Genomic DNA, 6,051 nt, shown 5'->3' on the forward strand with positions numbered 1-6,051 from the left:
ACCCAATAGAATTTTTGCTTTATCTTTTATTTGAATTGTTTGGCTAAGAATCTTTTTCTCTAAACTTAGCCAAACAATTTTTTTATTAATTTAATCCTAAGCGTTCAAAAATTGTATCAACTTGACTTAAGTGGTAACTATAGTCGAAGCAATCATCAATCTCTTCTTGAGATAATAATGAAGTAATTTTTCCTTCAGATTCTACAAGCTCTTTAAACTGTACTTGAGTTTCCCATGCTTCCATCGTTTTTGGTTGAACTGTATCATATGCCTCTTCACGTGACATACCTTTTTCAATTAAAGCTAGAAGTACACGTTGAGAATAAATTAATCCGTAAGTACGATCCATATTACGTTTCATATTCTCAGGGAATACTGTAAGATTTTTAACGATATTTCCAAAACGATTTAACATGTAATTTAAAAGTATTGTTGCATCTGGTAAGATGATTCTTTCAGCAGATGAATGTGAGATATCTCTTTCATGCCAAAGTGATACATTTTCATAAGCTGTAACCATATGACCTCTAATTACACGAGCTAAACCTGTCATATTTTCAGATCCAATTGGATTTCGTTTATGTGGCATTGCAGAAGAACCTTTTTGACCTTTTGCAAAGAATTCTTCAACTTCACGCGTTTCACTTTTTTGTAATCCACGAACTTCAGTTGCAAACTTTTCAATTGAAGTTGCAATTAAAGATAATGTTGCCATGTAATGTGCGTGACGATCACGTTGTAATGTTTGAGTAGAAATTGGTGCCGCTTGAATTCCTAATTTTTCACAAACATATTCTTCAACAAAAGGAGGCGTATTTGCAAATGTTCCAACAGCGCCTGAGATTTTACCAACTCGAACTGTTTCGATTGCGTTGTTAAAGCGCTCTAAGTTACGTTTCATTTCTTCAGTCCATAATGCAAGCTTTAATCCAAAAGTAGTTGGTTCTGCATGTACACCGTGAGTACGGCCCATCATAACTGTGTATTTATGTTCTTTTGCTTTTGTTTCAAGGATTCCAATAAAATTCTCTAAATCATTTAATAGGATAGCATTTGCTTGGCGTAGTAAGTAAGAAAGTGCTGTATCTACTACGTCAGTTGATGTTAAACCATAATGTACCCATTTACGTTCTTCTCCTAATGTTTCAGAAACTGCACGAGTAAATGCAACTACATCGTGGCGTGTTTCTTTTTCAATTTCATAAATTCTGTTTATATCGAAAGAAGCTTTTTCACGTAACACTTTTACGTCTTCTTTAGGAATATCTCCTAATTCAGCCCATGCTTCACTTGCTAAGATTTCAACTTCTAACCAAGCTTTAAATTTGTTTTCTTCTGTCCAAATTGCTGCCATTTCTGGGCGTGAATAACGTTCAATCATATTTTTACCTCCATCGGGCTTTGTTGCCAAATCCCTAACTCATTTACTTTTTGCATCGCTGCTTCAGTTGATGCTGCCATTATATTAATATGTCCCATTTTACGGCCTTTTTTGCTTTCCTCTTTACCATAAAGATGGACATTTAATGTACTATCATTTTGCATTACATTCAAGACTTCTTCAACATGTTCACCTAATATATTTACCATTACTACTGGTTTCAGTAATTCTGTATTGCCCAATGGTAAATTACAAACTGCTCGTATATGCTGCTTAAACTGTGAAGCTTCTACTGCTTCCATCGTATAATGTCCTGTATTATGTGGACGCGGAGCTAATTCATTAATGTAAACCTGCTCATCTTTCGTTACAAATAGCTCAATTGCTAAAACACCTACAAGATGAAATGAGCTCGCAATCTTTTCAGCATAGTTTTCAGCTGTTTCGATTACTAATTTTGAAGTATTTGCTGGTACGGATGAAGTATGGAGAATTTGATTAATGTGTACATTCTCTGCTATTGGGAACGTACTTACCTCTCCATTACTATTTCTTGCGACAATAATTGACAATTCTTTTTCAAAAGGAACCCAGCCTTCAAGAATACATTGTTGTTTTTTAACAAGTTCTAACCCATCAACAAAGTCTTCTTCAGATCTTAAAACAACTTGCCCTTTTCCATCATAACCGCCAGTTGTTGTTTTCAAAACCGCTGGTAATCCGATTGCATTGACTGCTTCAAAAAATTGCTCTTCGTTTTCTACTAGACGAAATGGTGCAACCTTTATGCCTAAATTTTGAATCGCCGTTTTTTCTGTTAATCGATTTCTTGTAAGCTTTAATAACTCACTACCTTGAGGTAAATATGAGTGTTCATCCAAATACTCAAGTGCTTTTACATCAATATTTTCAAATTCATATGTTATAACATCACTTACATTCGCAAGCTGTTTTATTGCTTCTATATTAGAATACTCAGCTGTAATCTCTATATCAGATACTTGCCCACAAGGCGAGTTTGGAGTCGGGTCTAAAACTGCAATTTTATAACCCATTTCTTTTGCTGAAAGCGCCATCATTCTTCCAAGTTGGCCTCCACCAATAATGCCGATTGTTTGCCCTGGTAAGATAACTTTGCTATTCATAATGTTTCACTACTTTCTAAAACTTGTTTTGTAGTGTTTTCGCGACGCGTTTCTAACGCTTTATAAACTTCTTGATCTTGGATGCTTAATATTTGTGCTGCAAGTAAGCCTGCATTTGTTGCTCCAGCTTTACCAATTGCTACAGTGGCAACAGGTACCCCACCTGGCATTTGTACAATTGATAATAATGAATCTAATCCATTTAAAGCTTTTGATTGTACTGGTACACCAATTACTGGAAGTGTTGTCTTTGCTGCTACCATTCCTGGTAAGTGAGCAGCTCCACCAGCTCCTGCTATGATTACCTTAATACCACGTTCTCTAGCTGATTCTGCATACTCAAACATTAAATCTGGTGTACGATGTGCTGAAACAACTCGTTTCTCATAGCTAACATTTAACTCTTCTAACACATCACAAGCATGTTGCATTGTTTCCCAATCACTTGTACTCCCCATAATGACACCAACTACCGGTTTCATCTGCTTTTCCCCCAAGTTTATTCGCTATTTTTATTTTTTATATAAATTTCTAACAAAAAACGCCTAAATAGAATTATCCCCTCTATGGTGAGAAAGATAATCTACTTAGGCGTATACTAGTCTAACGTACACGTGTGATTAACTTCCCCTCATAGTCCAGTAATTTAAGGTTACTAGGTAGAAACTTTTGGGCCATATTCCCAAACTTATATGAGGTTTGCTAAATTTCCTATCTCTATAGTATCAATTTATAACTCTTTTTTCAATAAAATATGAATGTTTTTATTAAAAAATATTTTAATGTTCGTGTTTTACACTGTTTTTTCTATTCTATGAAGACTATTTGGATTAAATTACAAATGTCTGTATATTTCTTATTTGTACTACTAAATCGAATGAATTGATAAAATAGCGCGCATCAACTGCTTTATTTCACCTAAAGAATTAATGTATCTATCCCTATAATAGATTGGAAAAATCACTATTTCAATTATTGACTTTTCGTGAAGAACCAATTATTTTGTCGAAAAAGCCCATCTTTTGTTAAAACTTCAGAGATTTTATATGAAATACTGCTACGTTAGCTAGCCATTTAGTGCGAAATTAATGAATCACAAAAAGGCGTACCAAAGTGGCCCGCCTTTATTAGTATTATTTTATTTATTAATGATACTTTCAATTTCTTCTAGTATTTCAGATTGAATCTTATCAACTATAGAAAAATCCATAGCCCCTATATAAATCGCCTCTAATTCATCTCTTAGCACTTTAACTTCCGCCAAGTAAGAAATGGCTTCCTTCATTTTGTCTTTATATGACTTTGTCGTTCTGTCAATTTCTTGAGCGTATTTCTCATCTGTTCCTGGAGTAATACATCTTTCATACATATCAATAATTTCATCTGATTCACGATCTGGAAAATATTCATGCGGTGCTGTACTATCAAAAATCGCAATGCCTTTTTCTGGGATTATTACCATATCAAGGCTATTTGGATCAAAACCACAATGATAAATCTCTACATCAAATCCTCTTTCTTCACCTGCAGCTGCTATTTTTTTTAACATCGTCGATTTTCCTGAACCAGCTCTTCCTTTAATAAAATAACGTTTTTCAATTTCTTCCGTTAAATTTTGAACATAATCAACTGCACCACTTGGCGTTGCAGCACCTAAAAATCTATGTTTAACTTTTGAATCTTTTTCAGTGTTACTGTCATTACCATAAAAAAGCGCAATTAGTTCATCAGTTAGCTTATTCGCTTCTTTAAAGTCCATATTTGCAATATAAACCTCTTCAATCCCATCATGCGCCTTCAAAGACGCAGCAAACGTATCATACGCCGTTTGAAACTTTTTAGAAATCTCACTATTTAATGAAAGTATCGCTTCCTTGTGCAAGGGTAATTTCTTAGAATCCCAAGCGACACCTAAGTTCACATATTCTTCAATAACCCCAGGAGCTTTAGGCTCAATTACATGGGGTGCCGTTCCATCCACTATACCTACTTGAAATTTCGGGATAATTAAACCATCAATTGAATTTGTATCTGAAGAACAATGTAAATATTCAATATCGATCCCCTTATTTACAATCTTTTCACCAATGGTTTTCATTAATGTTGATTTCCCAGTTCCAGGACCACCTTTTAAAATAAACAGTCTATCTAAATCCTCTAAAGCTGAGTCATAGAGATTATAAAACCCTTTTGCAGTATTACCCCCTGCATAATAATTGAGTATTTTTCCTCTCATCTTATTCCCTCCATTCAATCTAAATTATGTAGATTTATTCATAAGGGTGTTTGCCCAGCATTAATATTATTGTTTACTTTTTGAATTTTTAGCAGATAAAATAGAAACTTTCGTTGTATATGGGAAAACAAAGTATGTTTAAAATCGTTCTAAACTTTTTGTTTTGGAAGGTACAACATAATTTGATGGCTGAGGAATAAATGGAGTTATTTGTTCGAGGTATGGAGAATATTCATCGTTAGCAAGATTTGATTCATCGCAAGAAGTTGACCAGATCATGATTAATTCTACTAGAGGGGGATAACAGTTTCATAAATCCCAACTTGTCTCTATGTTTACTGCATATCTCGCTTTCTGACCCTATCGATAGATGCTCGTCCGTTGTACGTCAAGTCGTTCTCTCGCAATTTCTAATGGAACATAGACTGAGGTATGCACGTATGTTTGTTTTTCTCTTCATTTTCTGACAACCTTATGTAACATCATTCATTTGAACTATCCGTTAGTTACATAATTTCTTCCACTCGTTAGATAGAAGCCCATAAATGACATGGTCTACATAATGATCATACAACCACTCTGATTGTCTAATTTCCCCTTCTACAACGAATCCAAATCGTTCAGGAAGTGCTCTACTTTTTTTATTTCCAACAGCGACACTAACTTCTATTTTATTTAGACCAAGATCTTTGAATCCATAGTCAATTAATGATTTAAATGCCTTTGACATAATACCTTTACCTTGGAAGTTTTCACCTAGCCAATAACCAATTGTACCAATTTTATTAGTCTTATTTATTTCATTAAAACCGATTGTACCAGCTATATGATCTTTATAAATAATAGCGAATGACCTTGGATAGCCACCATTTTCAGCAAATGCTTTAAGTCTTGAAGTAATGTTTTGAGCAGTATCTTCTATACACTCAACATTGTCTAACCAACCAAGCCATTCTTTTAAATAAGGCTTTGAATTAATTGTTAAATTGAAAAATTCTTCTGCATCATCAATATTCAACATTCTTAACGAAATTTCTTGATCTATTTTATGTATTAACATTTCTCTTCCCTCGCTTATTGAAAGTTCATTATATATTTTATCAAATGTAAACAATCCCTAGATAATCATTATCCCACTAAACTTTTGTCTTATTGCATAAGGAGTATATTGTAAAAGAAGCTAAATAAAAAAAACATCAGCCTAATAGCTGATGCTTTTTTTACCAGGCGACGTTCTACTCTCACAGGGGGAAACCCCCAACTACCATTGACGCAAAAGAGCTTAACTG

The 6,051-nt window shown here is 34.1% G+C and carries 6 protein-coding genes and 1 riboswitch; all 6 genes read right to left on the minus strand.

Features of this window, described 5'->3' with window-relative positions; translation table 11 throughout:
* Nucleotides 1-85: 85 nt before the first annotated feature.
* Complete coding sequence (gene purB / locus CN601_RS21560) at nucleotides 86-1,381, minus strand: adenylosuccinate lyase (protein WP_098172308.1); 1,296 nt, start codon at nucleotides 1,379-1,381, stop codon at nucleotides 86-88.
* Entirely contained in the window at nucleotides 1,378-2,526 is a 1,149-nt protein-coding gene (gene purK / locus CN601_RS21565; protein WP_098172309.1) for a 5-(carboxyamino)imidazole ribonucleotide synthase, read from the minus strand. The genes purB and purK overlap by 4 nt, the downstream gene beginning before the upstream one ends.
* Complete coding sequence (gene purE, locus CN601_RS21570) at nucleotides 2,523-3,008, minus strand: 5-(carboxyamino)imidazole ribonucleotide mutase (protein ID WP_098118153.1); 486 nt, start codon at nucleotides 3,006-3,008, stop codon at nucleotides 2,523-2,525. Before purE ends, purK begins: the two co-directional genes overlap by 4 nt.
* 132 nt (nucleotides 3,009-3,140) lie before the next feature.
* A riboswitch (purine riboswitch) is annotated at nucleotides 3,141-3,242 on the minus strand.
* Between the two features lie 422 nt (nucleotides 3,243-3,664).
* Nucleotides 3,665-4,762, minus strand: coding sequence for a PRK06851 family protein (locus tag CN601_RS21575; protein ID WP_098172310.1), 1,098 nt, complete (start codon nucleotides 4,760-4,762; stop codon nucleotides 3,665-3,667).
* 138 nt (nucleotides 4,763-4,900) lie between these two features.
* Complete coding sequence (locus tag CN601_RS27075) at nucleotides 4,901-5,041, minus strand: hypothetical protein (RefSeq protein ID WP_179865641.1); 141 nt, start codon at nucleotides 5,039-5,041, stop codon at nucleotides 4,901-4,903.
* Between the two features lie 223 nt (nucleotides 5,042-5,264).
* Nucleotides 5,265-5,822, minus strand: a complete 558-nt coding sequence (locus CN601_RS21580; RefSeq protein ID WP_098118155.1) for a GNAT family N-acetyltransferase — start codon at nucleotides 5,820-5,822, stop codon at nucleotides 5,265-5,267.
* Nucleotides 5,823-6,051: the final 229 nt, after the last annotated feature.

This window comes from Bacillus sp. AFS017336 (assembly GCF_002555445.1).
In the GTDB taxonomy this organism is placed as follows: Bacteria; Bacillota; Bacilli; order Bacillales; family Bacillaceae_G; genus Gottfriedia.